The sequence below is a fragment of the Pseudomonas sp. FSL R10-1350 genome, from assembly GCF_009600525.1.
GTDB classification, from domain to species: Bacteria; Pseudomonadota; Gammaproteobacteria; order Pseudomonadales; family Pseudomonadaceae; genus Aquipseudomonas; species Aquipseudomonas helleri.
The window spans coordinates 66,899-90,858 of the sequence record NZ_WIVR01000015.1; the positions used below are offsets into that span (position 1 = coordinate 66,899).

24 protein-coding genes are annotated in these 23,960 nt (G+C 58.5%); 14 read left to right on the forward strand and 10 right to left on the reverse strand.

The annotated features are described in order from the left end of the window. Positions 1–2 precede the first annotated feature (2 nt). The 3 genes from GHO25_RS09730 to GHO25_RS09740 are packed head-to-tail and all read left to right on the forward strand — an operon-like array spanning position 3 to position 4,841. Positions 3–1,370, forward strand: a complete 1,368-nt coding sequence (locus tag GHO25_RS09730; protein WP_048368250.1) for a TolC family outer membrane protein — start codon at positions 3–5, stop codon at positions 1,368–1,370. Further along, a complete protein-coding gene (locus tag GHO25_RS09735; RefSeq protein WP_153390684.1) occupies positions 1,367–3,562 on the forward strand; it encodes a type I secretion system permease/ATPase in 2,196 nt (731 codons plus the stop codon). Before GHO25_RS09730 ends, GHO25_RS09735 begins: the two co-directional genes overlap by 4 nt. Before the next feature lie 40 nt (positions 3,563–3,602). Then, entirely contained in the window at positions 3,603–4,841 is a 1,239-nt protein-coding gene (locus GHO25_RS09740; RefSeq protein ID WP_153390685.1) for an HlyD family efflux transporter periplasmic adaptor subunit, read from the forward strand. Between the two features lie 144 nt (positions 4,842–4,985). Here GHO25_RS09740 and GHO25_RS09745 read toward each other — a convergent pair whose 3' ends face one another. From GHO25_RS09745 to yaaA, 4 genes are all read right to left on the reverse strand, one after another. Then, complete coding sequence (locus tag GHO25_RS09745; RefSeq protein ID WP_048389807.1) at positions 4,986–5,186, reverse strand: hypothetical protein; 201 nt, start codon at positions 5,184–5,186, stop codon at positions 4,986–4,988. Between the two features lie 299 nt (positions 5,187–5,485). Further along, entirely contained in the window at positions 5,486–6,304 is an 819-nt protein-coding gene (locus GHO25_RS09750; RefSeq protein WP_153390686.1) for an SDR family oxidoreductase, read from the reverse strand. A 10-nt stretch (positions 6,305–6,314) separates the two neighbouring features. Next, entirely contained in the window at positions 6,315–6,779 is a 465-nt protein-coding gene (locus GHO25_RS09755) for a hypothetical protein (protein WP_048389804.1), read from the reverse strand. 10 nt (positions 6,780–6,789) lie between these two features. After that, entirely contained in the window at positions 6,790–7,569 is a 780-nt protein-coding gene (gene yaaA / locus GHO25_RS09760) for a peroxide stress protein YaaA (protein WP_153390687.1), read from the reverse strand. A gap of 219 nt (positions 7,570–7,788) precedes the next feature. Here yaaA and GHO25_RS09765 point away from each other — a divergent pair, with 219 nt between their 5' ends. Beyond that, the gene (locus tag GHO25_RS09765) at positions 7,789–8,916 is read left to right on the forward strand and encodes a polysaccharide deacetylase family protein (protein ID WP_178110044.1); all 1,128 of its coding nucleotides are present in this window, start codon (positions 7,789–7,791) and stop codon (positions 8,914–8,916) included. A gap of 42 nt (positions 8,917–8,958) precedes the next feature. Here the strand turns inward: GHO25_RS09765 and GHO25_RS09770 are convergent, their stop codons facing one another. Further along, the gene (locus GHO25_RS09770; protein ID WP_153390688.1) at positions 8,959–9,279 is read right to left on the reverse strand and encodes a hypothetical protein; all 321 of its coding nucleotides are present in this window, start codon (positions 9,277–9,279) and stop codon (positions 8,959–8,961) included. Between the two features lie 481 nt (positions 9,280–9,760). On the opposite strand from GHO25_RS09770, the gene GHO25_RS09775 reads away from it, so the two are divergent. Then, the gene (locus tag GHO25_RS09775) at positions 9,761–11,155 is read left to right on the forward strand and encodes a PhoH family protein (RefSeq protein WP_048368238.1); all 1,395 of its coding nucleotides are present in this window, start codon (positions 9,761–9,763) and stop codon (positions 11,153–11,155) included. Between the two features lie 86 nt (positions 11,156–11,241). Then, positions 11,242–12,141: a LysR substrate-binding domain-containing protein gene (locus tag GHO25_RS09780; RefSeq protein ID WP_178110045.1), complete on the forward strand. Its 900-nt coding sequence runs from the start codon at positions 11,242–11,244 to the stop codon at positions 12,139–12,141. 68 nt (positions 12,142–12,209) lie between these two features. Here the strand turns inward: GHO25_RS09780 and GHO25_RS09785 are convergent, their stop codons facing one another. Then, entirely contained in the window at positions 12,210–12,656 is a 447-nt protein-coding gene (locus tag GHO25_RS09785) for a DMT family transporter (RefSeq protein WP_048368235.1), read from the reverse strand. Positions 12,657–12,819: 163 nt separating this feature from the next. On the opposite strand from GHO25_RS09785, the gene moaC reads away from it, so the two are divergent. The 4 genes from moaC (at position 12,820) to GHO25_RS09805 (ending at position 16,184) form a co-directional block, all read left to right on the forward strand. Further along, a complete protein-coding gene (moaC, locus tag GHO25_RS09790) occupies positions 12,820–13,293 on the forward strand; it encodes a cyclic pyranopterin monophosphate synthase MoaC (RefSeq protein WP_048368470.1) in 474 nt (157 codons plus the stop codon). Next, positions 13,290–13,535, forward strand: a complete 246-nt coding sequence (gene moaD, locus GHO25_RS09795; protein WP_153390690.1) for a molybdopterin converting factor subunit 1 — start codon at positions 13,290–13,292, stop codon at positions 13,533–13,535. Before moaC ends, moaD begins: the two co-directional genes overlap by 4 nt. Before the next feature lie 3 nt (positions 13,536–13,538). After that, positions 13,539–14,006: a molybdopterin synthase catalytic subunit MoaE gene (gene moaE, locus GHO25_RS09800; protein WP_153390691.1), complete on the forward strand. Its 468-nt coding sequence runs from the start codon at positions 13,539–13,541 to the stop codon at positions 14,004–14,006. Positions 14,007–14,162: 156 nt separating this feature from the next. Continuing rightward, a complete protein-coding gene (locus GHO25_RS09805; RefSeq protein ID WP_153390692.1) occupies positions 14,163–16,184 on the forward strand; it encodes a type VI secretion system tip protein VgrG in 2,022 nt (673 codons plus the stop codon). A gap of 78 nt (positions 16,185–16,262) precedes the next feature. Here the strand turns inward: GHO25_RS09805 and rhlB are convergent, their stop codons facing one another. Together rhlB and GHO25_RS09815 are read right to left on the reverse strand one after the other, a co-directional pair. After that, entirely contained in the window at positions 16,263–17,753 is a 1,491-nt protein-coding gene (gene rhlB, locus GHO25_RS09810; RefSeq protein WP_048368230.1) for an ATP-dependent RNA helicase RhlB, read from the reverse strand. A gap of 84 nt (positions 17,754–17,837) precedes the next feature. Then, on the reverse strand, positions 17,838–18,494 hold the full coding sequence (locus GHO25_RS09815; RefSeq protein WP_153390693.1) for an alpha/beta hydrolase: 657 nt from the start codon (positions 18,492–18,494) through the stop codon (positions 17,838–17,840). Positions 18,495–18,913: 419 nt separating this feature from the next. Here GHO25_RS09815 and GHO25_RS09820 point away from each other — a divergent pair, with 419 nt between their 5' ends. From GHO25_RS09820 to GHO25_RS09835, 4 genes are all read left to right on the forward strand, one after another. Continuing rightward, positions 18,914–19,942 (forward strand): amino acid ABC transporter substrate-binding protein, encoded by a 1,029-nt coding sequence (locus tag GHO25_RS09820; protein ID WP_048368227.1) that lies wholly within the window; start codon positions 18,914–18,916, stop codon positions 19,940–19,942. Positions 19,943–20,010: 68 nt separating this feature from the next. Further along, positions 20,011–21,192, forward strand: coding sequence for an amino acid ABC transporter permease (locus GHO25_RS09825; protein ID WP_153328795.1), 1,182 nt, complete (start codon positions 20,011–20,013; stop codon positions 21,190–21,192). A gap of 10 nt (positions 21,193–21,202) precedes the next feature. After that, positions 21,203–22,300, forward strand: coding sequence for an amino acid ABC transporter permease (locus GHO25_RS09830; protein WP_048368225.1), 1,098 nt, complete (start codon positions 21,203–21,205; stop codon positions 22,298–22,300). Between the two features lie 12 nt (positions 22,301–22,312). Then, the gene (locus GHO25_RS09835) at positions 22,313–23,077 is read left to right on the forward strand and encodes an amino acid ABC transporter ATP-binding protein (protein ID WP_048368223.1); all 765 of its coding nucleotides are present in this window, start codon (positions 22,313–22,315) and stop codon (positions 23,075–23,077) included. A 22-nt stretch (positions 23,078–23,099) separates the two neighbouring features. Here GHO25_RS09835 and GHO25_RS09840 read toward each other — a convergent pair whose 3' ends face one another. Together GHO25_RS09840 and GHO25_RS09845 are read right to left on the reverse strand one after the other, a co-directional pair. After that, positions 23,100–23,576, reverse strand: a complete 477-nt coding sequence (locus GHO25_RS09840) for a type II toxin-antitoxin system MqsA family antitoxin (RefSeq protein WP_048389772.1) — start codon at positions 23,574–23,576, stop codon at positions 23,100–23,102. Then, complete coding sequence (locus tag GHO25_RS09845; RefSeq protein WP_153390694.1) at positions 23,576–23,884, reverse strand: type II toxin-antitoxin system MqsR family toxin; 309 nt, start codon at positions 23,882–23,884, stop codon at positions 23,576–23,578. The genes GHO25_RS09840 and GHO25_RS09845 overlap by 1 nt, the downstream gene beginning before the upstream one ends. Positions 23,885–23,960 lie beyond the last annotated feature (76 nt).

Genomic DNA, 23,960 nt, shown 5'->3' on the forward strand with positions numbered 1-23,960 from the left:
TCATGGCCAAATCGATGTATGACGACGCCGAAAGCGTCAGCACCATCAGCCCGAGTCAATTGGGCACTAATTTACCGGGAGGGCCAATGGGCGTCAGTGCGCCGATCCCCCCGCAACGCGTTGTTCCGGGCACCCTCGACCTGACCCGCGCGGTACAAATGGTCGTGGCGTGGCACCCAGCTATCGCCGAGTCGATCGGCAAGCTGTATCAGCAGCAACAGAACGTGACCATTGCCCGTTCCGGTTACTACCCGCAAATCAGCGGCGGGTTGCGCTCGGGCTACGACAGTGGCTTGAACGGCAGCGGCGAAAGCCAGGCGTTCACCTTGTCGATGTCACAGATGCTCTATGACTTTGGCAAGGTATCGAGCACCGTCGACAGCGCCCTTGCCCGCGTCAACGGCAGCCAGGCGGCGGTGTTGCTGGCGGTCGATCAGGTGACCCGGGAAACCTCGTTTTCGGTGATTGAGTTACAGCGCGCGCAAACCTTGCAGAGGCTGGCCCGAGAGCAAGTGGATGGCCTGGCGGCGATTGCCGACCTGGCGCAAAAGCGCAGCGATATGGGCGCCAGTACGCGTTCTGACTTGATTCAGGCGCGCTCACGGGTCGAAGCGGCAATGGCAACGCAATTGCAATTCACGGCGCAATTGAACCGCTGGCGCGGGGCATTGAGCAGCTTGCTTGGCTCGCAGGCGCCGGTCAGCGTCACGCCGGGGTTTCCTGACAGCCTGGAGCACTCTTGCCAAGGCGTGGTGCCCGATGAGGCCGTGACCCCTTCGTTGTTGATCGCCCAGGCGCAGCAGGTCGATGCCGTGGCGCAAATCGCCAATGCGCGGGCCGAAGCGTTGCCCACGTTGTCTTTGGACCCGGAGCTGACCCAGTACCTGGACAGCAACGACAACAACGTTCAAAACGGCCGCGACAGAACACGCTACGGGGTGTTTCTGAACGTGAAAATGCCGATCTATCAGGGCGGTGCGATCAACGCCCGCAAAGCCTCTGCCGAACAAGCCCTGCGCACGGCGCAGTACGCAAACGACGCCGCACGGCTTTCAGTGCGCCAAGGGCTGCTGGAGGCGCGGGATCAAATCTCCAGCCTCACCCAACGCCTTTCGACCCTGGATTTTCGTGAGCGCAGCATCTCTGAAACCCGCGACCTGTATCGCCAGCAGTACCTGGAACTGGGGACCCGGCCGCTGCTTGATTTACTCAATGCCGAGCAGGAAATCCACCAGGCGCGCATGGACCGTGAAAACACCGCGTCCGACCTGCGCCGCCTGAAGATTGATTGCCTCTACAACACCGGCGGATTGCGCACAGCCTTCCATCTGGATAACAGCTCGATCCAAGGCGTGGAGATCCGACCATGAACGATACCGTGATGCTTGAGGCCGACACGCAAGCTGCCGAACAACCCGCTGAAACGGCGCCTGATCATTCCGCTCCGCTGGATTATGAAGTGTGGCTGGACGCGGTCCTGCTCGTTGCCCGGCACTACCGGCTGGAGTGTTCCGCACAAAGCGTGCGCCTCGCCGTGCAATGGACAGAAGGCAAGACCGTCGAGGAGGTGGTGCGGCTGATGGCGCGCCAGGCGGGGCTTAACTGTGTGATTGTCGACTTCACTGCAACCACTCTTATGCAGCGGCAAATGCCGTTGGTGCTGCAGTTTGATGATGGTCAGGTCGGTGTCTTGCAAACCCTGGGCGACGATGACGATTTGGGCATCACCTACAGCGGTGACGCGGGCCTGCAAAGCCGTATCTCGCGTCAGGAACTGATCGCCCACGCGAGCAAAATCGTGGTGCTGCGCCCCATGCGTGCGGTGCGCGATGCGCGCATCGATGACTATATAAAAACCTACGAGAAGGACTGGTTCCGAAACATCGTGCTGAGGGACTTGCGCCCGTACAGCTACGTGATGCTGGCGTCGCTGGTCACCAGCGTGCTCGGGCTGGCCGGGGTGCTGTTCTCGATGCAGGTCTACGATCGGGTGATTCCGGCCGAGTCGATGCCCACTTTGTACGTGCTGTTTGGCGGCGTGGTGCTGGCGCTGGTGTTCGATTTGATGATGCGCCTGACCCGGGTGCGCATCACTGACATGCTCGGCAAACGTGCCGACCTGCGCGTATCTGATTTGGTGTTCGGCCACGCCATCCGCCTGCGCAACAGCGTGCGGCCCAAGTCCACCGGCTCGTTTATTTCGCAGATCAAAGAACTGGAACAGGTGCGCGACCTGATCACTTCCAGCACCGCCACGGCGTTGGCAGATTTACCGTTCTTTTTGCTGTTTCTGGTGATCTTCTGGTTTATCGCCGGGTCCTTGGTGGCGATCCCCATCCTCGCGGTGGTGTTGATGGTGGTGCCGGGCCTGATGTCACAAAAGAAACTGGCGCGCATGGCCAACGAGTCGATGCGAGAAAGCTCGTTGCGCAGCGCCATGCTGGTGGAAACGATCCAGGGGCTGGACGATATCAAGTCGCTGCAAGCCGAGCAGCGTTTCCAGCAGCAGTGGAACCACTACAACGCCAGTTGCGCCGACGCCAACCTGCGGTTGCGCATGCTGACCAACTCGTTGGTGTCCTGGAGCAACACGGTGCAGGGTTCGGTGTTTGCCGTGGTCGTGGTGTTCGGCGCGCCGATGGTCATGGCCAGCGACATGACCACCGGTAGCCTGGTGGCTGCGTCGATTCTGTCGTCCCGCATGATGGCGCCTATGGCACAACTCACCCACGTGCTCACGCGCTGGCAGCAGGCCAAAGTCGCCCTGCAAAGCCTTAACCAGATCATGCAGTTGCCGGTGGATCATGCCGATGGCAGCAAGCGGGTGCATTTGCCCGTGGTGCGCGGCGATTATGTGCTCAATGAGGCGGCGTTCCAGTACTCCAGCGATTCTCCTGCGCCCGCGTTGACTGTGGCGGATATGAAGATCCAGCCGGGTGAACGTATTGCCGTGCTGGGGCGCAATGGTGCGGGCAAATCGACATTGCTTCAGGCGCTGGCCGGGATGCTCGATCTGAAGGAGGGCAGCATCAGCCTGGACGGCGTTGCCCTCGGGCACATTGACCCGGCGGACGTGCGCCGCGACGTCGGGCTGCTCACACAAAACTCCCGGCTGTTTCACGGCACTTTGCGCGACAACCTGATCCTTGGCGCACCCCACGCCACCGACAGCGAAATCCTCAACGCGCTGGCGCTCACCGGCGCCGCAGAGTTCGTCAGCAAGTTTGCCGATGGCATGGACCACTTGATCCTTGAGGGCGGCTTGGGGCTTTCGGGCGGGCAGCGCCAGGCCTTGTTGCTGTCACGTCTGTTTATTCGCCAGCCGCATATCGTCCTGCTGGACGAACCCACGGCGTCTTTGGATGAAGCGAGCGAGCGCAACCTGATCCAGAACCTGGACAAATGGGCCGGTCATCGCACCTTGATCATTGCCACCCACCGCATGAGCGTCTTGAGCCTGGTCAATCGGATCATTGTCGTGGACAACGGGCGGATCGTCGTTGATGACAGCAAAGACAACGCCATAGCACGACTGTCCAAACCACAGAAAGCCGCGCAATGAACCCGCAGCCACGGATAGCGTCGCGCTCAAGGACCTTCACATGAACAATAAAACGTCCCATGGGCCAAAAGGGCCGAAGAAAATCCCGCTGCTGGCCAGCGAAGACGACAGCACCCGGCCGTATCACGATGGTGTCGACGACAGCACCGTGGTGCGGGCGACACGGGTGGTCGGTTACGTGTGCCTGATGCTGATCGCGTTTGGCGTCTGGGCTTACTTTTTTGAAGTCGATGAAGTGTCGAACGGCACCGGTAAAGTCATTCCGACCTCCCGCGAGCAGATTATTCAGTCACTGGAAGGCGGGATCGTCACCGAATTGAACGTCAGTGAGGGCGATATCGTGGCGAGCGGGCAAACCCTGGCCAAGCTCGACCCGACCAAAAGTGAATCCAACTTCGATGAAAGCGCGGCCAAGTACCGGGCAGCCCTGGCCAGCGTGGTGCGCTTGCAGGCCGAGGTGAACAACAAGCCGCTGGTGTTCCCCGATGAGCTAAAGGGCTACCCGGCCTTGATCCGCGCCGAAACCGACTTGTACACCACGCGGCGCAAGGGCCTGGATGAATCGCTGGCGGGGGTGCGCTCTTCGTTGGCGCTGGTGCGCAGCGAGCTTGAAATTACCGAGAACCTGGCCAAGGTCGGCGCGGCCAGCAACGTCGAAGTGCTGCGCCTGAAGCGCCAGAAAGCCGAATTGGAGTTAAAACTGACCCAGGCGCGCTCCGACTACATGGTGCACGCCGGAGAGGAGATGGCCAAAGCCAACGCCGACGTCGAGACCCTGTCTTCGGTAATGCGCGGGCGCTCCGACTCCGTGACCCGCCTGACCTTGCGTTCGCCGGTCCGCGGCATCGTCAAAGACATCGAGGTTACGACCATCGGTGGCGTCATCCCGCCCAACGGCCGCCTGATGCAAATCGTGCCGATGGATGAACAGCTACTCATCGAAGCGCGCATTTCGCCACGGGACATCGCCTTTATCCACCCCGACCAGGTGGCCAAGGTCAAAATCACCGCCTACGACTACTCGATCTACGGCGGGATGGACGGCAAAGTCGTGACCATCTCCCCGGACACGATTCAGGACGAAGCCAAACCCGAGGTCTTCTACTACCGCGTGTTTATTCGTACCGATGCCGATGTGTTGAAAAACAAGGCCGGGAAAACGTTCTCGATCGTGCCGGGGATGATCGCCTCGGTCGACATCAAGACCGGGCGCAAAACCGTGCTCGACTACTTGATCAAGCCAATGAATCGCGCGCGCGAAGCGCTGCGTGAGCGGTAGGGAATCGTACTGTGACCACGGGAGCCCCAATGATATGGGGCATTCCTTGCTCAATCTGAAAACAGTCTTTTAAATAAGTAATACTATTAACCTGTGTAAAGAGTATTAATGAGTTAATGCTAAAGTATTAGTCCTATTTATATATTAAGCATGGGTTGACGAATCTAGTTTCTCCCGGTTGTTAGAGGTGTTAATCGTTTTGTTCTCATACTGATGAAGGTGGTCTCTTATTAGCTTTCTGATGACTTGCGAGATGGTCAGGTCTGTTTCTTCAGACAGGATCTCCAGCTTTTGCTTGGTCGAAGAGTCAATAAGAATGGTGAGACGCGTTGTTTTATCAGGCATTTTCTGACTCCTTGTGTCGTACGCGGTATCGACTGCCGCGTGCAGCAATATGAATACTGATCGAGACTGAACATAGTCTATTGGCGATTTAATATCACCTCTGAAGTGTCGATTCAAACAATTTTGTTTTATTGAATAAGCCGTCAATAAAGAACTTTGCAGCTGTTCGTGATGGGGCGAGGGCGTTGTTTAATTGGGTGTTTAACGTGGGTTTAAAACGCGGGCCAGCCGTCATAGGGCTTCATGCTCTTTCGATATAAGCCCTATTAATTCCGGTGCTTTGATGTGTTGGCCGACTGTTAGCGATTCAAGCCAAATCGCTTCATCAGAATTTTTTGCAGCAGCCCGCTCGGCACCAGCGCGGCGAGCAGCGGCAGAGCGCGGCTGCCATTACCGTACCTCAGCAGATGGGGTGGTTTTGGGCGGTCTACGGCGTTGAGTACGGCTGTGGCGAACGCGGTGGCGGGGGTGGGGTTGTCTTGCGAGGCTTTGGCCCGTGCACGAATGCCTTCACGCATCGGCCACCATGGGGAGTTTTCGCTGATCAAGTGCTCAGCCTGATCGCTGGCATTTTTCGCAAACTGGGTGTTGATGGCGCCCGGCTGGATTTCCAGTACGCGGATACCGAACGGCGCCAGTTCCATGCGCAAGGCGTCGCTCAGTGCATGTACCGCTGCTTTCGAGGCGCAGTAAGCACCGGCAAACGGGGTGACGAGTACGCCGGACACGCTGCCGATGTTCACCACCAGCCCGTGCTTGCGACGCAGTTGGGCAAACAATGCGCGGGTGACGCCAACCACTGAAAACACATTGGTTTCAAATTGCTGCTGCAGGCCTTCAACACCACCGTCGAGCACCGGGCCCATGGCGCCGTAGCCGGCGTTATTGATCAACACGTCCAGCCCATCGGTCTCCTGGCTCAGACGCTCAGCCAGTTGCGCCAGCGCTGCCGGATCATTGACGTCCAGTTGCAGGGCGATAAATCCGGCGGCGGCCAAGTGCTCGACATCGTGCGGTTTGCGGGCGCTGGCCCACACTTCGTGGCCCGCCGCCTTGAACGCATCGGCCATGGCGCGGCCGATGCCGCTGGAGCACCCGGTAATCAAAACACGGCGCATCGAAATATCCTTAATTGGAGAAGCTGCCTTGCAGGCGCTCAGCGCGAAATTCCAGGCTTGGCGCGCGATACCCGGTGCGCAGCGGCGGCATTGGCAAACAGTCTTGCCACGAGGCGCCCGCTTGCAACTCACCGGGGCCACGATAATGCGGGGCTGTGTACTGGTTGTCAGCGAGGTTGACCGTGTCACCCGGCGCGTACGCCGCGATCCGCCAGGACAACTCGCTTAACGGCACGTCATTGCTGTTGGTCAGGGTTAACTGCAGCGGGCGGTCTGCGGGACATTGTGCCGGGTCGTAGACAATGCGCAGATCCAGCCGGGCCAATTGATCGGCCTCCCGGCTGTCTTGCCAGGCCACGCAGGCGGCCACTATTGCCAACCCGACCAGCGCTGCCAGCGACACCGGAAACGCCTTGCGCGGGTAGCGCAGCAACAGTACGAGCCAGGCAATGATGAGTAAAACGCCGACAAACATGGCTACGCCTCTACTCGGGAGCTTCGTCGCGCAAGAAAACCAGCAGATCGGGCTTTGACTGTTCAGCGCTGTAACGATAGCCCTGAGCGTCAAACTGCTTGAGATCGGCCGGGTTGTTAATGCGTTCCTTGATCACAAAACGGCTCATCATGCCGCGCGCTTTTTTAGCGTAGAAGCTGATGATTTTGTGCTGACCGTTTTTCAGGTCCTTGAATTCAGTATTGATGATGCGGGCGTTCAGGGCTGACTTTTTTACCGCCGAGAAGTACTCGTTGGAGGCCAGATTCAGCAACACGTCATCGCCTTGCTCGGCCAGCGCCTCATTCAGCCACTCGCTGATACGGGTGCCCCAGAACGCGTACAAATCCTTGCCCCGGGCATTGGCCAGTTTGGTGCCCATTTCCAGGCGGTACGGTTGCATCAAGTCCAGCGGGCGCAACAAGCCGTAAAGCCCGGAGAGCATGCGCAGATGCGTTTGAGCGTAGTCGAAATCGGCCTCGCTGAAGTCCACCGCATTCAAGCCGGTATACACATCGCCTTTAAACGCCAGCAGCGCCTGTTTAGCGTTGTCAGGGGTGAACTTTGGGGTCCAGCTGCCGAAACGGGCCGCGTTGAGGCCCGAGAGTTTGTCGGACAAATGCATCAGCTCGCCAATCTGTTGCGGGCTTAGTGTGCGCAGTTGTTCGATCAACTCCTGAGAGTGATCCAGGTATTGCGGCAAGGTGAAACGCGCAGTGGCTGGCGGCGTCTCGTAGTCGAGGGTTTTAGCGGGTGAAATCACCATCAGCATGAGGTCGTCTCCTGTTAGCGTCCGGACGATTCTAGGGGGTTGAGCGGTTTGACTCCACCTATGGTGGTGATAGGCCCTGAAAAACAAGGCGCTGTAGTCGCTGACGAGGCACGAAGGCTGCGATAGGGGGCAGATCAAAAGATCGCGAGGCAAGCTCGCTCCTACGGGGGAATGGGTTAGCGGTTATAGTGCTGGCAGTTTTTATACGGAGATGGCTCTGTGCGCATTGCTCTTTTTTTGTCGGCCTGGCTGGTGTGTCTGGGGGCAGTGGCGGCGCCCAATGATCCGGCGACGCTGGACCGTACGACCTGGCCAGAGTCATTGAGCAGCCCGGCCCTGTTCGATGTCGCCTCGCGTGCCGAGATTCTGACGTTCGCCCACGCCCTGCTGGTCAGCGAAGGGCTGGATGAGAACGGCCTTAAAGAGCGCCTGGGCCTCAAGGTCATCAATATGGACGCGATTGATAAAGTCCGTCAGCGCCTGTGGCAACGCCTGTTGGCCAATTACAACTTTGCCCAGCAAAGCTGTGATCAGGATGCTTCGTTCTGTTATTACGTCGAAGACATGGCCAGCCTGCGTGAACAGGCAGGCAAGTTCGAAGTGGCCGATGATTCTTTCTACGTGAAATGGGCCGAACCAAGTGCCGTGTTCCACCACCGCTACCTGGATGAACAGTTGCGTCTGGCCGCGCTGTCGCCACAAATCAGCAGCGAAATCGCGCTGCTGGGCGATCAGGAGTTCAATGGCGAGGACATGCACGACCGGCTGTTCATGCTGACCTTCGACAGCGGCCCGACGGTCATCGGCGGCACCACCGACTGGCTCACTGACTACCTGCGCAAACAGTCCATGAGCGCGACGTTTTTTGTCTTGGGCAACAGCTTGAAAGCTCGCCTCGACAAAAGCTCCGATCAGGCCCTGAGGGCGCTGTACAAAGGTCAATGTGTAGGCGTGCAAGAGTGGGAATATCGGGCCCACAGTCATTGGCAAAACTGGCAGGACTCGGTGCTGCGTAGCACCGCGCTGGTGAAACAGGTGTTGCCGCAAAACTACGTGCCGTTGTTCCGGCCGCCTTACGGTCAGCGCCGGGCTGACAGCGGGGCGTTCTTTGAGTCCCAGGGCTTGCAGGTGGCGCTGTGGAACATTGACTCGCAAGACCTGGCCGGCAGCCTCACGGCCGAGCAGTCGGCACACCGCGTATTGACCTTGATGCTGTTGTGGCGCCATGGGTTGATTGCCTTCCACGACACCCAGGACAAGGTCCGCAGCGCATTGCCCTGGCTGCTCAAGGCGACGGTGCAGAGCGGGCTGGGCTGGGAGGAGTGCGAGGCCTTGGGGGCTCAGTGATCAATGCGCCCGCCCGATTGGGCGAGCGCTTTGTTGTAACCCTTACAAAAGGCGCAAGGCCAGTTCTGAGCCTGCGCGAAGGTATTCCACTTGTGACACTACGGCATCTTTGACGATGGCTTCGCCGGTATCGGTCAGTTGAGCTTTTTTCGCATCAATGACCGACAGCTGTAGCAGTTGCATGGCGACGTCCATGGCTTTTTGGAAGGCGGTGATGTTGTTGTGCTGGCCAAACTCGTTGATGACCGCCGACATGCGCTCGTCAGCGTTGTCGCGAAGCTGGCGGTATTCAGTCACAGACACGCTGCCGTCCTGGTATATCTCGAGCAGCATTTGTTCCAGGGTTTTGGAAATAGGGGTCATACGGATTCCTTTGGCATAAACAGTAGTGAGCGCAGGTCGTAATGAGCCGGTGCGTCACGAAGCTTAGTGCTGCCAAAAAGAAAGATGGGTAGGGGGCATCCCGGCGTTTTGTGAGAACCGTCCGGCCTTGTGGGGGGAGATTTCGAGGTGGTGTTTTCGGCGCGCTGATGCAGGCCAATACTGGATTAAATGCCCAAGCGTTGTGTCAGGTAATCATTGAGCCTAGTAGCAATTTTGCAGGCCGCCAAGGCTATTCGTCAGTCAAAAAAATAAATCCGCCAAACTGTAAAAATACTTTTTTTTGTCACACGATTTGGAGTATTACCAAGACAGACCGCCGAAACCTGCAACACAGGTGGCGTCTTCCAAGACCCATCGGGCAGGGCATTCATCTGACAGAAAACAGATGAATTCGGCAGTCACTCGAGGCGCAGCACTGTTGCGGTATTGCGTCGAATGGCTCCCACAAAGGTGACCGAGTATGGATGATCACGGACGCACTCCTTCTTCCAACCAGCCAATCCTTTATGTACTCGATACCAATGTTCTGATTCACGATCCAAATGCTTTGCTCAACTTCGAGGAACACCACGTCGCTATCCCGATGACGGTGCTTGAAGAGCTCGACAAACTCAAAACCGGCAAGCTACTGGTGGCAGCGGAGTGTCGCCAGGCGATTCGATTGATCGATCAGACCCTGGGCGTGGCCTCGCCAGAGGATGTTGAAAGGGGCGTACCGATCCAGCGCGGCAAAAGTGGCCCCAAGGGCTTTCTGTCAATCCTGATGAACAAGCGCAGAGAGCCTAATGCGCTGCTCCCTGAAAACCTCAACGACAACATCATCATCAATCAACTGATTGACCTGCACGCCCGTGACCCGAGCCTGCACGTGGTGCTGGTGACCAAAGACATCAACATGCGGCTCAAGGCGCGCGCCTGTGGGGTCGAGTCCGAGGACTACAGCACTGACCAACTGGTTGACGACGTGTCGATGCTGTCACGCGGCTATCACACCATGACCGGTTCGTTCTGGGACCGCGTGAGCAAGGTCGAAACCCGTCAAGGGCACGGCCGCACCTGGCATCAGGTGCAAATGAACGAAAACCTGCCGGCGGTGCACATCAACGAATTCATCATTGATGAGCAAGGGTTTGTGGGCTGGATCAAAGAGGTGCGCAAGGACCACCTGCTGATTCTCGACATGCACCAGGAACCGTTGCTGCACCAGGAAGCCTGGGGCCTGAAGCCGCGGGATATTTACCAGGGACTGGCGCTGTTCGCCTTGCTCGATCCGGATATTCATCTGGTTAACCTGTCGGGTGCGGCGGGTTCGGGCAAGACCATTCTGGCGCTGGCGGCGGCGATTGAACAAACCATGGTCAGCAAGCGCTACCGGCGGATTATCTGTACCCGCAGCGTGCAAGGGCTGGATCAGGAAATCGGCTTCCTGCCGGGCACCGAGGCTGAGAAGATGGAGCCGTGGCTGGGGGCCATCACCGACAACCTTGAAGCCCTGCACATGGATGACGAAAACACCCACGGCAGCGTGGATTACATCCTCAGCAAAGTGCCTTTACAGTTCAAGTCGCTGAACTACATCCGGGGGCGTAGTTTCCAGCAAAGCCTGATCTTGATTGACGAGTGCCAGAACCTCACGCCGCACCAGATGAAGACCATCATCACCCGGGCGGGCGCGGGCTCTAAAGTGGTGTGCCTGGGCAACCTGGCGCAGATCGATACGCCTTACCTGTCGGCCACCAGTTCGGGGCTGACCTACCTGACGGAGCGTTTCAAAGACTTCCCCAACGGTGTGCACATCGCCCTGCAAGGCGTCCCTCGTTCGATCCTGGCCGAGTACGCAGAGTCGCATCTCTAACACTTCTGACATAACCTTGATCCGGGCGGCCTAGAGCCGCCCGGTTTCGTTGTGGCGCCAGCCATGTTTAATCAGGAGCTGCCAAGGTGTTACTGCGCACTATCGATTTGAATCTGCTGGTGGTGCTCGATGCGCTGCTCACGGAAAAGCACGTAACCCGCACCGGTGTGCGTTTGCACTTGAGCCAGCCGGCCATCAGCCATTCGCTGAGCAAGCTGCGGTTATTGCTCAATGACCCGCTGCTGATTCGCCAGGGCAACGAGGTGGTACTCAGTACGCTGGCGCAAAACCTTCAGGCGCCGCTCAAGGTGATTCTGGGGCAGATCGAAACCTTGCTCGGTCAGTCTGTCGACTTTGTGCCGGGGGAATCGCAACGCACATTCCGCGTGGCGATGTCCGATTACGGCGCTGCCATCGTGTTGCCCAAGTTGGTGGAACAACTCCGAGTACTGGCGCCCGGCATCTCGCTGGTGGTGGTCCAGGACAGCCGCCTGGGCATGCTCGAACAACTCGAACACGGCAAGATCGACCTCGCGCTGGGTGTTTTCGCCACGCTGCCTGAGTTCCTCTGCAGCGAGGTGCTGTTCGAAGAAACCTTTACCTGCCTGCTCAACCGCAGCGTCCTGCCCGAGAGTGGCGTGCTGGACCTCGACACCTATCTGCAACGCCCTCACGTGCTGGTTTCGATGGACGGCAACACCCAGGGCGAAGTCGACAACGTGTTGCGCGCCCAGGGCTTACAGCGCCATGTCGCGGTGAACGTGCCACATTGGAGTGCAGCCCCGAGCGTCATTGGCGACACGGACCTGATCCTGACGGTTGCCACTCGCACTCTGGACAGCCTGCCATTGGCCGATTCACTGGTCAGATTGCCGCCGCCGTTGAACGTGGCACCGTTTAACTACGTGCAAGTTTGGCATCAGCGTTTCAGCGACGATCCGGGGCATCGTTGGCTGCGGGGTGTGCTTCGCCAAATTTCACTGTAGGAGCGAGCTTGTCTCGCGATCTTTTAAAAAATCAAAAGATCGCGAGGCAAGCTCGCTCCTACCCATAATCAGCCGCGCGAAGCGATCAAAAATCCGGCCAGCACCACACTCACACCCAACAGTTTTTGCAGGCTGGGGGTGTTTTTTGGCAGCCCGAGCAAGCCGAAGTAATCAATCGCCAGCGAGATGATCAACTGGCCCACCACCACCGCCATGATGAAGTTGAGCGCGCCCAGGCGCGGTACGGTAATCAGCGCCACGGTGATGTAAAACACCCCGGCCAGGCCGCCAAGCCACATCCACCAAGGGCCGCCCAGCAGTGCGCCAAGATTGGGACGGGGCACTTTGACCAGCAGCATCACCACGGCAATCGCCGCGCCGCTGACCATCAGGGAAATGACCGTGGCCCAGAACGGGTGACCGAGCACGGCACCGAGTCGGGCGTTACTGCCGGCTTGCATCGGCACGGCGGCGCCGGCCAGTAAACTCAGGGCAATGGCTATAAAAAATGGCATGGATTTGACCTCTCTGAACGATGTGCACGTTGTACGTGCAAACCCGCCAGGCGGCCAATTCGATGTTCGGATGCGCGGTATTCGTGAGGTCGATGGCCGTCGCATACGTGGGCAAAACGCAACCTCGGGCTTACACTGGCAGCTCTTGTCTGGAGAACTCCCTGTGCTGACTCATTTAGATGCCCAAGGCCGCGCCAACATGGTTGATGTCACCGATAAAGCGGTGACGTCCCGTGAGGCGGTGGCACAAGCCGTGGTACGCATGCGTGCTGAAACCCTGGACATGATCGTCAATGGCGACCACCCCAAGGGCGACGTGTTCGCCGTGGCGCGAATTGCCGGGATTCAGGCGGCGAAGAAAACCTCGGATCTGATCCCGCTGTGCCATCCGTTGATGCTCACCAGCGTCAAGGTTGAACTCAGCGCCCAAGGCACCGACGCAGTGTTGATCATCGCGCGCTGCAAACTGTCCGGGCAGACCGGGGTAGAGATGGAAGCCCTCACCGCTGCCAGCGTGGCGGCCTTGACCATTTATGACATGTGCAAGGCCGTCGACCGTGGCATGACCATCGAAAACGTGCGCGTGCTGGAAAAGCTCGGCGGCAAGAGCGGGCACTTTCAGGCAGACGCGTCATGACATTCCACGTGCACTTCTTTGCCCGCTACCGTGAGGCGCTGGGGCTGGACAACGTCTCGGTCGACGGCCAATTCACCTCTGTTGATCACTTGCGCCAGCACCTGTTGCAACAGGGCGATGCGTGGCAGGTATTGGCCGAAGCCAACCTGATGTGCGCGCGCAATGAAGAACTGTGCAAGCTCGATGAACCGCTGACAGACGGTGACACCGTGGCTTTTTTCCCGCCCGTGACCGGGGGCTGAGCCATGGCCATTCGGGTGCAAACGACCGCCTTTGATCCGGGCGCAGAAGTCAACGCATTGCACGCAGCCAACCTGGGTGTGGGGGCGGTGGTGAGTTTTGTGGGGTATGTGCGCGACTTCAATGACGGGCGCGACGTGGCGGGGATGTTTCTCGAGCATTACCCCGGCATGACCGAAAAGGCCTTGGCCAAAATCGTGGTCGAAGCGCAACAGCGCTGGCCGCTGCTCAGCCTCGATGTGCTGCACCGGGTCGGGGCACTGGAGCCGGGCGAGCCCATCGTCTTTGTTGGTGTGGCCAGCGCCCATCGTCAGGCGGCTTTTGATGCCTGCGCGTTCGTGATGGACTACCTGAAAACCCGCGCACCCTTCTGGAAGAAAGAACAGACCGCCGACGGCCCGCGCTGGGTCGAAGGTCGGGCCAGCGACGACGCCGCCGCTAAGCGCTGGCAACGCTCATTCTCCGAATTGTAGGAGCTGCCGAGGCACGAAGGCTGCGATCTTTTCGGGAATAAAAGATCGCAGCCCGGACACGGCGTGATTTCTTTTATTTTTTTCAGAAGTCTCCTACAGCGTCGATTCCTGTTCATCCGTTAGCGTGCCTGCCTCTCTGTCGGGAAGGATTCACGGATGGCCATTTCAGCCCGTAACAACCGTTTTAGCCTGAGCATCAAGGGCGCCGACCATGAGCTTCAGGTGTTGGCCTTCACGGGCAATGAAGCCATCAGCACGCCTTATGCCTTTGAACTTGAACTGGTCAGCGCACGCGCAGACCTGGACCTCGAGGCATGGCTGCATCAGCCTGCGTTTCTCGCATTTGACAGCCAGGGGCAGGGGATCCACGGGCATATTTCCAGCATGGGTCGCAGCAGCCCCGGTACGCGGCTGACGCACTATCGCCTGACACTGGAACCGCAACTGGCCTACCTGGCCCATCGCACCAACTACCGATTTTTTCAGCATTTAACCGTGCAGCAGATCATCGAGACCTTGCTCGAAGAGCACGGCATTCTCGGCAACGCCTACACCTTCAATTCGTTCTCGTCTTACACGCCACGGGATTATTGCGTGCAATACGGCGAGTCCGATTTGCGCTTTATTCAGCGTCTGTGTTTCGAAGAGGGCTTCCACTACCACTTTCGGCACTCGCCAGACGGCCATCACCTGGTGTTCGGCGACAAGCAGCAAGCGTTTACCTCGCTCAACCAACCGACGCCCTACGTACACCGTGCGGGCATGGTTGCTTCGCAGCCGTCCATCGATCACTTTGGACTGCGCTTGCAGGCCAGCACCAACCGTACGTTTCGCCGCGATTATGACTTTCAGCAGGCCAGCCGCACGCTGGAGGCAGGTAGCAGCGCTGAGCATAACGAGCGCGCGCTTGAAAACTACAGCTATCCGGGGCGCTTCACTGAAACGGCCCAAGGCCAACGGCAAAGCCAGCGCACACTTGAGCACCATCAAACCGGCTACTGCCAGGCCAGCGGCAGCAGCAATCAACCGAGCCTGTGCTCGGGGCACTGTTTGCCGATGACCGGGCACCCCAACGCGACGTTCAATAGCGGCTGGCTGTTGATTGGCGTGCAGCACGAGGGCAAGCAGCCTCAAGTGCTGGAAGAGTATGGCGCCAACACGGCGCAGGCTGACGCAGGCGGCTTTAGCCAAGGCTATCGCAACACCTTCCAGGCCACGCCAGAGGCGGTGACCTACCGCCCGCAAACCGTCTTCCCCAAGCCGCGCCTGATCGGCAGCCAAACGGCTCGCGTCACCGGGCCGGTGGGGGAAGAGATCCATTGCGATGAGTACGGCCGGGTGCGGGTTAAATTTCATTGGGACCGCAGCGCTATCGATGACGATCAAAGCAGCTGCTGGCTGCGCGTCTCGTCGAGTTGGGCGGGGGACAACCACGGCGCGGTGACCATCCCGCGCGTGGGCATGGAAGTGCTGGTGGGTTACCTCAACGGCGACCCGGACCAGCCCATCATCAGCGGTTGCCTGGCCAACAGCCTCAACCCGACCCCGCTCACATTGCCCGCCAACAAAACCCAAAGCGTATTACGTAGCCGCAGCACTCCAGGTGGGAGCGGCTACAACGAACTGCGCATCGAAGACCGCAAAGGTCTGGAGCACATCTACCTCCACGCCCAGCGCGATCTGCAACAACACATCAAAAACGACAGCCGCTTGCAGATCGAGGGCAAGCGCGAAGAAACCGTCACTGGCAACAGCGTCTCGGTGCTCAAGGCAGAAGAACAGCGCACCGTCAGCCTGGACCGCAAGGTCCAGCTCAAGGCCAACGACCACCTGGCCGTGGCCGTCAGCAGCCACACCGTGGTGGGCGGCGCGCTGGTGGCTGAAGCGGGGATGCACGTGCATATCAAGGCCGGGGCGCGGGTGGTCTTGCAGGCCGGGGCCAACATCACCCTGATGGCGGGCGGGCAGCATGTATTGATTGGTGCGGCGGGCATCTACGCCAGTTGCCCGATATTGCTGGGCGGCTTGCCCGTACCGGGCCTGCCTGCGGTGCCGTTGTTGCCGGGGGAGGTGGCGCCCATGCAGGGCATGTCGCTAGCGCCTTCAACGCAAATGCTGGCGTTGAGCGAAGGCAAATCAGTGTGCCCGCAGTGCGAAATTCTTAAAAAACCACTGTAGGAGCGAGCTCGCCTCGCGATCTTTTGGCTTAAAAGATCGCGAAAACCCGCCCCTTATGCAGACGTCGGGGCTGACGTTTTAAGCCGTTTCACTCGGATCATGCGGCTTGCGTACCGCTCTGACCACAGGGCGCAGCAGTTCAGTCGGCGGTGTTTCGCAACTGATTTTGCGGCCCAGCTTTTCTTCGATGGACGGCAACTGGTACGAGTCGTCTTCACCGGCAAAGCTGATGGAAACACCCGCTGCGCCCGCACGACCTGTACGGCCAATACGGTGCACGTAGTCGTCCGGTACTTCGGGCAGGGTGAAGTTGATCACGTGGCTGATGCCGTCGATGTGGATACCGCGACCCGCGACGTCGGTCGCCACCAGCACGCGGATTTTACCTTCGCGAAAGCCTTCGAGGGTCTTGATGCGTTTGTGCTGGGGCACGTCGCCGGACAGTTGCGCAGCATTGATGCCGTCGCGCACCAGGCGCTCTTCGATGCGCCGCACTTCGTCTTTGCGGTTGGCAAATACGATCACGCGTTCCCAGCCGTTGTCGTTCACCAGGTTGAACAACAGTTTGTATTTGTCAGCACCCGCCACCGCGTACACGTGTTGCTCAACCAATTCGTTGGCCACGTTCTGCGCTTCGATTTCAACGATCGCAGGGTCGGTGGTCCATTGTTTGGCCAGGTTCATCACGTCTTCGGTAAAGGTCGCGGAGAACAGCAAGGTCTGACGCTCAGCCTTCGGCGGCGTCTGGCGAATGATCTGGCGTACTTGCGGGATGAAGCCCATGTCGAGCATGCGGTCAGCTTCATCGAGCACCATGACCTCAACCATGTCCAGGTGCACTTCGCCGCGCTGGTTGAAGTCCAGCAGACGGCCCGGTGTGGCCACCAGAATGTCGCAGTGACGGGCTTCCAGCTGCTTGAGCTGTTTGTCGAAGTCCATGCCGCCCACGAAACTCATGACGTTGAGGTTGGTGTATTTGGTCAGGTCGGCGGCGTCTTTAGCGATTTGCACGACCAGTTCGCGGGTCGGCGCGATGATCAGCGCGCGCGGCTCGCCCATGTAGCGCTCTTTGGGCGGCGGGGTTTGGGTGAGCTGGCTGATGATCGAGACCAGAAACGCGGCGGTTTTGCCGGTGCCTGTCTGGGCGCGGCCAATGGCATCGCGGCCACTCAAGGTGTAGCCCAGCACTTGCGCCTGGATCGGCGTGCAGTACGGGAAACCCAGGTCCTGGATGGCGTGCATCAGTTCAGGGGTGAGCTTGAAGTCATGAAAGCGGGTTTTGCCTTCTTGTGGTTCAACCACGAAGTCTTCGAGTTTCCACGGGATGACCACAGGCTTTGGCGCAGGTGCACGCCGTGGTTTGGCCGCTTTGGGTTTTTCTGTGCGCGCAGGTTCGGGTGCGGGCGTGGCTGCGGGCGTGGACACCGCGGCGGGTGCAGGTGCAGAACGGCCAGGCTGTTGCGCGTCGGTTCGCGGGCTGGGGCTGCTGGGGGGAGTCATGGACGCTGGCGCGAGCGGCTCAGCCTCGCTTTTGCCGAATATTTTTTTGAGTGCTTTGAGCACGGTCATCTCATCAGTTGGTTAAGGAGTGTACGCCGGGCAGTGTAATGCAAGTCGCGTGCTCGGCGTAGTAAACGACTGGATGTTTCGTTTTTAGCGCAGGCGCCCGGTCAGCCAGGTACCTATGTCGCGAATTTCTTCAGGTAACACTTCGTGCCCCATCGGGTATTCCTGCCATGTAACGCTCACACCCAAACGCTTCAAGTGTTCATACGCGGTACGGCCCATGGCGTTCTGGACGACCTCGTCATATTGGCCATGCAGGCACAAAGCCGGCGTGCGTTGCTGGCTGGCGGACAGTTCCAGCTCATTACTGAAGGTTGGGGCATAGGTGGAGAGGGCAAGTACGCCACCCAATGCGCCCTGCCATTTTAGATAGGCGGTATGGAAGACCACGGCGCCGCCTTGGGAAAAACCGGCGAGGAAAATTCGGCTGGCGTCTATTCCGGCCCTTTTCTGTTCTTCGATCAGCGCAACCACGGTGTCTGCCGATTCGTTCAGTTCTTGTTCACTGATCGAACGGGCCGGGCTCATGGCCTTGATGTCGTACCAGCTGGGCATGGCATATCCGCCATTGATCGTCACTGCACGGGTCGGCGCCTGGGGCAAAACAAACCGCGTGGTGTGCAGCGACTCTTGCAGTGCTTCGGCCACCGGGAGGAAGTCGTAGCGGTCGGCACCTAAGCCGTGAAGCCAGATCACACAAGCGTCTGCGGGCTTTTGCGGTTGAAGGATCAGAGGTTCGGTCATGGCTGCTCCATTATTGGGCGCTCGCGCAAAAAGCGTGCGCAAGAAGAGTGCGTGTTCGTTTCAAATTTAAAGAAGATGTCGCCTGCTTGAACGTTTTACCTAAAGAAACATATCGAGACGCATAAATCGCCACAGTGGTACGGGCCTTGCTATGAGCACAGTGACGTTAGCTGAAGCATCTTCGCGGGTAACACTAACAGGCTACAGGCGAGGGTGGGGCAGCAAAACACCTGACGGGTGAAGTTAGACAAGGAATTCAACAGCTCAAGTGAGCGCTTCAGTTTGAAGGCGAGTGCGATATATCCATCGCTCAAGGCTTATGCCGCTTGGCCCCATAAAAAGCCAACACGGGTCAACAATGCCTCACAAGGGGGCGGCGGGTCTTGTTCAAACACAACAAAGCAAGACTGGAGGTTTGAATGAAGCAGTTGAAATCCACCCTGGCCCTGGCCACCGCCGCTGTGGTGTTGAGTGTCACGGGTTTCGCTCATGCCGGCGCAACACTGGATGGCGTTAAAAAGAAAGGCTTCGTGCAGTGTGGTGTCAGCGACGGTTTGCCGGGTTTCTCGGTGCCTGACAAAGACGGCAAGATTTTGGGGATCGATGCCGATGTCTGCCGCGCTGTCGCCGCTGCCGTATTTGGCGACGCCACCAAGGTCAAATTCAGCCAGTTGAACGCCAAGGAGCGCTTCACTGCCCTGCAATCGGGCGAAGTGGATGTGCTGTCGCGCAACACCACCTGGACCAGTTCCCGTGATGCGGGCATGGGCATGTTGTTTACCGGCGTGACCTATTACGACGGCGTTGGCTTTTTGGTCAACAACAAGCTGGGCGTGAAAAGTGCCAAGGAACTGGACGGTGCAACCATCTGCATTCAGGCCGGGACCACCACTGAGCTCAACGTGTCGGATTACTTCCGGGCGAATAACCTGAAATACACCCCGATCACCTTCGATACCTCTGACGAAAGCGCCAAGTCCCTTGAGAGCGGCCGTTGCGACGTGCTGACCTCGGACAAGTCCCAGCTGTATGCACAACGCAGCAAGCTGGCCAACCCGAACGACTACATCGTCTTGCCAGAAACCATTTCCAAGGAGCCACTGGGCCCGGTCGTGCGCAAGGGTGATGAAGACTGGTTCAGCATCGTGCGCTGGACCTTATTTGCCATGCTCAACGCTGAAGAAGCCGGCATCACCTCTAAAAACGTCGTGGCTGAAGCCAAGTCGACCAAAAACCCGGACGTTGCCCGTTTGCTGGGTGCGGATGGCGAATACGGTAAAGACCTGAAACTGCCGAAGGACTGGGTTGTACAGATCGTCAGCCAGGTCGGTAACTACGGCGAAGTGTTCGAGAAAAACCTCGGTAAAAGCACCCCTCTGGCCATTGACCGCGGGCTGAACGCCTTGTGGAACAACGGCGGCATTCAATACGCACCGCCTGTGCGCTGATAAGCCCTGTCACCCGGTGGGCCAACCACCGGGTGCTGTTTTTGATCCATTTTTTACTGGGGCATTTCATGCAGACAAAAGTCGGCGCACCCAAGCCCAGGCTCAGCCTTGGCGATCCACGTGTGCGTGCGTGGGTTTTTCAGATCATCACCGTCGCGCTGGTGGTCTTCATGGGTTGGTACTTGTTCAACAACACTCAGACCAACCTGCAACACCGGGGGATTACCTCGGGTTTCGACTTTTTGGACCGCAGTGCCGGGTTTGGCATTGCGCAGCATTTAATTGATTACACCGAGTCCGACAGCTACGCCCGGGTCTTTGTAATCGGCCTGCTGAACACGCTGCTGGTGTCGGTGATTGGCGTGGTCCTGGCGACCATTCTGGGCTTTATTGTCGGCGTCGCGCGTTTGTCTCCGAACTGGATGATCAACAAGCTGGCGACGGTCTACGTCGAGGTTTTTCGCAATATCCCGCCGTTGCTACAAATCCTGTTCTGGTACTTCGCGGTCTTTTTGACCATGCCGGGGCCGCGTAACAGCCACAATTTTGCCGACACTTTTTACATGAGCAGCCGTGGCCTGAACATGCCGGCCGCCATCGCGACACCTGCGTTCTGGCCGTTTGTGATCAGTGTGCTGCTGGCGATTGTGGCGGTGGTGGTGATGGTGCGCTGGGCGAAAAAACGCTTTGAAGCCACCGGTGTTGCGTTTCACACCTTCTGGGCCGCGTTGGGCCTGTTGCTGGTGATTCCAGGGCTGTGCGCGCTGGTAGTGGGTGCGCCAGTGCATTGGGAAATGCCCGAGCTCAAGGGCTTCAACTTTGTTGGTGGCTGGGTGCTGATCCCGGAACTGTTGGCGCTGACCATCGCTCTCACGGTTTACACCGCAGCTTTTATTGCCGAGATCGTGCGTTCGGGCATCAAGTCGGTCAGCCATGGCCAGACCGAAGCTGCTGCCTCGCTGGGCCTGCGCCCAGGGCCGACGCTGCGCAAGGTGATCATCCCGCAGGCGCTGCGAGTGATCATTCCGCCGCTGACCAGCCAATACCTCAACCTGGTGAAAAACTCATCGTTGGCAGCAGGTATCGGCTACCCGGAAATGGTTTCGCTGTTTGCCGGTACGGTCCTGAACCAGACCGGGCAAGCGATTGAAGTGATTGCCATCACCATGAGCGTTTATCTGGCGATCAGCATCAGCATTTCGCTGCTGATGAACTGGTATAACACGCGCATTGCGCTGATCGAACGGTGAGGGCGCGACCATGACGACGCATGTTTTCAAACCTGATATGCCGCCACCGGGCAACCGGATTGGCGTGGTTGCCTGGGCACGGGCGAACCTGTTTTCCAGTTGGCTCAACACCTTGCTCACGCTGTTTGCGCTCTACCTGGTCTGGTTGATCGTGCCGCCGTTGCTGAGCTGGACGCTCTTTGACGCCAATTGGGTGGGCACGACCCGGGCTGATTGCACCAAAAGCGGTGCGTGCTGGGTGTTTATCGAGCAGCGTTTTAGCCAGTTCATGTACGGCTATTACCCGGCAGCGTTGCGCTGGCGCGTCGATACGACGGTGTTGTTGGCCATCTTTGGTGCTGCACCGTTGTTTATTTCGCGCTTCAAACACAAGGCGGTTTATGGGCTGAGCTTTTTAGTGATCTACCCGATCCTCGCCTACAGCCTGCTGCACGGTGGACATTGGGGCCTGACCACCGTCGCCACCAGCCAATGGGGCGGCCTGATGCTGACGCTGGTGATCGCCACCGTGGGCATCGCCGGAGCACTGCCATTGGGCATCTTGCTGGCATTGGGGCGTCGCTCGGACATGCCGGCGATTCGCGTGGTGTGCGTGACGTTCATCGAGTTCTGGCGTGGTGTGCCGCTGATCACCGTGCTGTTCATGTCCTCGGTGATGCTGCCGTTGTTTCTGCCTGAAGGCATGAACTTCGACAAGCTACTACGGGCGCTGATCGGGGTGATCCTGTTCCAGTCGGCGTACGTGGCCGAAGTGGTGCGCGGTGGCCTTCAGGCCATTCCCAAAGGTCAGTACGAAGCGTCGGCAGCCATGGGCCTGGGTTATTGGCGCAGCATGGGCCTGGTGATCTTGCCGCAAGCCCTGAAGCTGGTCATTCCCGGCATCGTGAACACCTTTATTGCCCTGTTCAAGGACACCAGCCTGGTGATCATCATCGGCCTGTTTGACCTGCTCAACAGCGTCAAACAAGCCGCCGCCGACCCGACCTGGCTGGGCATGGCGACCGAGGGTTATGTGTTTGCTGCCCTGGTGTTCTGGATTTTCTGTTTCGGTATGTCCCGCTACTCCATACATCTGGAGCGCAAGCTGGACACTGGCCACAAGCGTTAGTAGGAGTTGGATATGAGTGAAGCAATTAAAAAGCCTGCTAGCCCTGAAGGCATTATTCAAATGCAGGACGTTAACAAGTGGTACGGCCAGTTTCACGTGCTCAAGGACATCAACCTGAACGTGCAGGCGGGTGAACGGATCGTGTTGTGCGGGCCTTCGGGTTCGGGCAAGTCGACCACCATTCGCTGCCTCAATCGCCTTGAAGAGCATCAGCAAGGGCGCATTGTGGTGGATGGGGTTGAGCTGACCAACGACATCAAGCAGATCGAAACCGTGCGCCGTGAAGTCGGCATGGTGTTCCAGCACTTCAACTTGTTCCCGCACCTGACCATCCTGCAAAACTGCACGTTGGCGCCGATGTGGGTGCGCAAAATGCCCAAGCGCCAGGCAGAAGAAATCGCCATGCATTACTTGCAGCGCGTGCGTATTCCGGAGCAGGCCCACAAGTTTCCGGGGCAGTTGTCCGGTGGTCAGCAGCAGCGGGTGGCGATTGCCCGTGCGCTGTGCATGAAGCCCAAAATCATGTTGTTCGACGAGCCGACTTCAGCGCTCGACCCGGAAATGGTCAAGGAAGTACTCGACACCATGATCGGCCTGGCCGAAGACGGCATGACCATGCTCTGCGTGACCCACGAAATGGGCTTTGCCCGGACCGTGGCCAACCGGGTGATCTTTATGGACAAGGGTGAAATCGTCGAGCAGGCCGCGCCGAATGACTTCTTCGACAACCCGCAGAACGACCGGACCAAACTGTTCCTGAATCAAATTCTGCATTGATGCTAACGCGACTACAGAGGGGTTAACGTGTTTTCTCGCGCTGTTGTTGCTTCTGCTCCAACAGCGCATTGATATCCGCGCATTCGTAAATCGCGTGCAGCTCTTTGACCAGTTCCGGGTGGCGATCGAGCAGGCGCATCAACACAAACAGCGGTTTGGGCGGTTCGACTTCGGCCCGTTCATAGCGGCTGAACGCATTGTGGCCGCCGCCGGACAGTAACTGCACTGCGCTTTTTTGGGTGAAGTGCAATTTACGCCGGATACGTTTCATCTCGTCTGCCACGACCCGCTTGGCATCCTCGATCAGTTCATCACCTGCCTGGGCATAACGCTCTGCGCTGGGCGCATCGAACTCGACCTCAGCACATTCACTGCATTGCTCGCCTGCCAGATTGGGCACGTGGCGGGTTAATTGTTTGAACGTCACTGTGAAATCGCGGCCCTTGAACGGGTGCATCGCGTTGGGTGCGCCACAGGTGTAGCAATCATGCTTGCTCATCAGTCTTTTTCCTTGAAGGCAATGACGGGCGGCCCTCCACCGGGACGGTAGGTCACCTTGATGTACAGGGCCAAGCCGTAGGCTTGAGCGTGGTAGACGTCTTGCCAGACTTTGGGGTCTGCGTAAGTCGACATTGATTTGTACAAGAGCCTGCGCTCCAGAGACGCGATCACCCAAAGCATCTGGGCAAGTGTTAGCCCCAGCATGCGCCCACCATCCAGCGCACTTTTGGTAAACGCCACGGCTCCCAGCCGTTTTACGTCGTCCTGGATGCACTTAAGGGTGTAGTGGGGTGTCTTCTTTTCCATAAGAGGGGCCGCCCCGTCTTCGACGCCGCGCTGTCGCGCAGCAAACAGGACAGCGAGTATCTTCAGCATCCCCCAA

Excerpts from the sequence above, each read along its gene's own strand:
- yaaA (WP_153390687.1), bottom strand. The coding sequence starts at position 7,569 with ATGCTGATGGTGATTTCACCCGCTAAAACCCTCGACTACGAGACGCCG.
- moaD (WP_153390690.1), top strand. The coding sequence starts at position 13,290 with ATGACATTCCACGTGCACTTCTTTGCCCGCTACCGTGAGGCGCTGGGG.
- rhlB (WP_048368230.1), bottom strand. The coding sequence starts at position 17,753 with ATGACCGTGCTCAAAGCACTCAAAAAAATATTCGGCAAAAGCGAGGCT.
- GHO25_RS09785 (WP_048368235.1), bottom strand. The coding sequence starts at position 12,656 with ATGCCATTTTTTATAGCCATTGCCCTGAGTTTACTGGCCGGCGCCGCC.
- GHO25_RS09730 (WP_048368250.1), top strand. The coding sequence starts at position 3 with ATGGCCAAATCGATGTATGACGACGCCGAAAGCGTCAGCACCATCAGC.
- GHO25_RS09750 (WP_153390686.1), bottom strand. The coding sequence starts at position 6,304 with ATGCGCCGTGTTTTGATTACCGGGTGCTCCAGCGGCATCGGCCGCGCC.
- GHO25_RS09830 (WP_048368225.1), top strand. The coding sequence starts at position 21,203 with ATGACGACGCATGTTTTCAAACCTGATATGCCGCCACCGGGCAACCGG.
- GHO25_RS09770 (WP_153390688.1), bottom strand. The coding sequence starts at position 9,279 with ATGACCCCTATTTCCAAAACCCTGGAACAAATGCTGCTCGAGATATAC.
- GHO25_RS09805 (WP_153390692.1), top strand. The coding sequence starts at position 14,163 with ATGGCCATTTCAGCCCGTAACAACCGTTTTAGCCTGAGCATCAAGGGC.
- GHO25_RS09835 (WP_048368223.1), top strand. The coding sequence starts at position 22,313 with ATGAGTGAAGCAATTAAAAAGCCTGCTAGCCCTGAAGGCATTATTCAA.
- GHO25_RS09820 (WP_048368227.1), top strand. The coding sequence starts at position 18,914 with ATGAAGCAGTTGAAATCCACCCTGGCCCTGGCCACCGCCGCTGTGGTG.
- GHO25_RS09745 (WP_048389807.1), bottom strand. The coding sequence starts at position 5,186 with ATGCCTGATAAAACAACGCGTCTCACCATTCTTATTGACTCTTCGACC.
- GHO25_RS09775 (WP_048368238.1), top strand. The coding sequence starts at position 9,761 with ATGGATGATCACGGACGCACTCCTTCTTCCAACCAGCCAATCCTTTAT.
- GHO25_RS09755 (WP_048389804.1), bottom strand. The coding sequence starts at position 6,779 with ATGTTTGTCGGCGTTTTACTCATCATTGCCTGGCTCGTACTGTTGCTG.
- GHO25_RS09825 (WP_153328795.1), top strand. The coding sequence starts at position 20,011 with ATGCAGACAAAAGTCGGCGCACCCAAGCCCAGGCTCAGCCTTGGCGAT.
- GHO25_RS09840 (WP_048389772.1), bottom strand. The coding sequence starts at position 23,576 with ATGAGCAAGCATGATTGCTACACCTGTGGCGCACCCAACGCGATGCAC.
- GHO25_RS09815 (WP_153390693.1), bottom strand. The coding sequence starts at position 18,494 with ATGACCGAACCTCTGATCCTTCAACCGCAAAAGCCCGCAGACGCTTGT.
- moaE (WP_153390691.1), top strand. The coding sequence starts at position 13,539 with ATGGCCATTCGGGTGCAAACGACCGCCTTTGATCCGGGCGCAGAAGTC.
- GHO25_RS09740 (WP_153390685.1), top strand. The coding sequence starts at position 3,603 with ATGAACAATAAAACGTCCCATGGGCCAAAAGGGCCGAAGAAAATCCCG.
- GHO25_RS09845 (WP_153390694.1), bottom strand. The coding sequence starts at position 23,884 with ATGGAAAAGAAGACACCCCACTACACCCTTAAGTGCATCCAGGACGAC.
- GHO25_RS09735 (WP_153390684.1), top strand. The coding sequence starts at position 1,367 with ATGAACGATACCGTGATGCTTGAGGCCGACACGCAAGCTGCCGAACAA.